This is a genomic window from Mesorhizobium sp. M7A.F.Ca.US.006.04.2.1 (assembly GCF_004022915.1).
Taxonomy (GTDB): Bacteria; Pseudomonadota; Alphaproteobacteria; order Rhizobiales; family Rhizobiaceae; genus Mesorhizobium; species Mesorhizobium ciceri.
Map to the genome: position 1 here is coordinate 1 of NZ_RZQA01000876.1, position 2550 is coordinate 2550.

A 2550-nucleotide genomic window follows, 5' to 3' on the forward strand; every position below is an offset into this window, starting at 1 on the left:
ATCCAGAATTGGTCGGCGAAGTCATGAAGGCGATGGTCGAACTGGCCAGGAGCGGCATGACCATGGTGATCGTCACCCACGAGCTGGGCTTTGCCTTCGAGGTCGCCGATCGCGTGGTGTTTCTCGATCAGGGGCTGGTGGCGGAGCAGGGTCCGCCGGCCAAGGTGCTGCTGCATCCCGAACATCCGCGTCTGAAGAGTTTTGTCGGACGCTTTCATGAATCGGCGGATTTGCTTCGCCCGTTCCTCGAGGCGCGTGAAGCCGAGAAGGCATGCTGAACGCACGCCGCTTCGCGCAAAACAGTCAAGCGGACATCGTCGAATGCGCCGCCTTTCGAGCTGGCCGCAAAAGGAAAGATATCAATGACACTGAGTTTCGATCCGGCCACAATCGCCATCCCAAGGGGCCATCACATTGGTGGCCAGTACGTTGATTTACCCGGCGCGGAGATCGAGGTTCTCCGCCCCTCTGATCTCCAGCCCATGGGCGTGATCACCGATGGTGGCGAAGGTGCGGTACAACAGGCCGTCGATGCCGCGAAAACGGCGCTGGCGCAGAGCCGATGGGCGAAGATCGCGCCGCGCGATCGCGCCGCTGTGCTCACGCGTTTCGCGGCGCTGATCGAGGAGAACGCGACCTATCTCGGCCAGTTGGAAGCGATGGGATCGAGCCGGCTGATCTCGATGACGATTGTCCGCGACGCGGTGCGTACCGCCGGCGTCGTGCGCTACTACGCGGAGTTCTGCGACAAGATCGAAGGCACGGTCACTTCGACCGAGGCGAATGCGCTCAGCATCGTCAAGCATGAGCCCTATGGCATTGTCGGCGCGATCGTTCCCTGGAACTTCCCGATGATCACCGCCGCCTGGAAATTCGCCCCGGCGCTGGCTGCTGGCAATGCGGTGGTGATGAAGACCTCGGAACTGACTCCGCACAGCTTGCTCGCGCTGGCGGACCTTGCCGCCAGGGCCGGCGTTCCGGCCGGCCTGTTCAATGTCGTCAACGGTTACGGCCACACGACGGGAGCGGCGATCGTGCGCCATCCCGATATTCTGAAAATCTCCTTCACGGGCTCGACGCAGACCGGTGCCGCGATCATGACGCTGGCCGCCCAGTCCGGCATCAAGCCCGTCACGCTCGAACTTGGCGGCAAGAGCCCGCAACTGGTGCTGGCCGATGCCGGCGATATCGATGTGGTGGCCGGCCGCGTCGCGGCGGCATTCATGGACAATGCCGGCCAGGTCTGCACGGCCGGTTCGCGGCTGATCGTCGAGGACAAGATCGCGGACCAGCTGATCGAACGCGTCATCGCCCGCACCAAGGCGATCAAGGCAGGGCCGACCTGGGACGAGACGACGACCTTCGCGCCGATCATCAGCCGCAAGCAGCTCGAGCGCATCGACACGATGGTCCGCGCCAGCGTCAGCGAGGGCGCCTCGGTGGTCACCGGCGGCACGGTGCTCGAAGGCCGCAACGAAGGCTGTTTTTTCGCGCCGACGATCCTGGAAGACGTCGCCGACGACAACATCGGTTTCAAGGATGAGTTCTTCGGCCCGGTGCTGACGGTGCGCACCTTTGCCGACCTGGAGGAGGGTCTCGCCCTGGCGGCGCATCCGGTCTACGGGCTCGCCGCCAGCGTCCACACCACGGATTTGAAGAAGGCGCTCAAGGCGGCGGATTCGATCGAGGCCGGCATGGTCTGGATCAACCAGCACGGGCGCGGCCCGGAGTTCACCTACCCGGCCGGCGGCTACAAGGGCTCCGGCTTCGGCAAGGATATGGGTCGTGCCGGCATCGAGGCGTTCCTGCGCCAGAAGGCCATCTGGGCCAATTACGCCTGAGCGAGCGCAAGCACATGCAATTCGACTACATCATTGTCGGTGGCGGTTCGGCTGGAGCCGTGCTTGCCAGCCGTCTTTCGGAGAACGGCACCAGGCAGGTGGCGCTTTTCGAGGCAGGGCCCGACACGCCGCCGGACGATGTTCCTGAGGTGATCGCCGACAGCTATCCCGGCCTCTCCTATTTCGACCCGAAATACCACTGGACGGAACTGCGTGTCTTCAACCGCTCGCCAAAGCAGAACGCGCAGTTGGTCAAGACGGCCAAGCTCGAACAGGCCAAGGTGATGGGCGGCGGCTCCAGCATCAACGGCCAGTTCGCCGTGCGCGGCCTGCCACACGACTATGACGAATGGGAAGGTCTCGGCCTGCCCGGCTGGGGATGGGACGGCATGCTGCCCTATCTCAAGAAGCTTGAGCGCGACCTTGATTTCGATGGCGAGCTTCACAACAAGACCGGCCGGATTCCGATCCGCCGTGTCTTTCCAAAGGATTGGGCCGGCTTCACCAAATCAGTGCTCAAGCAGACGGAAAGCGAATATCCCTACCGGCCGGACTACAATGGCAGTTTCGAGGACGGCTCGTTTCCGCTGCCGCTGTCGAACGAGAACGACCGACGCGTGTCGACAGCGATCGGCTATCTCGACGCCGAGGTGCGGGCCCGCAAGAACCTGCACATCTTTGCCAATGCCTTCGTTGAAGGCCTGGTGAT

The 2550-nt window shown here is 63.3% G+C and carries 2 protein-coding genes and 1 pseudogene; all 3 read left to right on the top strand.

The window, feature by feature from the left end:
• Positions 1 to 278, top strand: a pseudogene (locus tag EN925_RS31485) (amino acid ABC transporter ATP-binding protein); the annotation flags it as partial.
• An 84-nt stretch (positions 279 to 362) separates the two neighbouring features.
• On the top strand, positions 363 to 1841 hold the full coding sequence (locus EN925_RS31490; protein WP_127388493.1) for an aldehyde dehydrogenase family protein: 1479 nt from the start codon (positions 363 to 365) through the stop codon (positions 1839 to 1841).
• 14 nt (positions 1842 to 1855) lie between these two features.
• On the top strand, positions 1856 to 2550 hold a 695-nt coding region (locus tag EN925_RS31495; RefSeq protein WP_164894516.1), incomplete at its 3' end, for a GMC family oxidoreductase N-terminal domain-containing protein.

Excerpts from the sequence above, each read along its gene's own strand:
- EN925_RS31490 (WP_127388493.1), top strand. The coding sequence starts at position 363 with ATGACACTGAGTTTCGATCCGGCCACAATCGCCATCCCAAGGGGCCAT.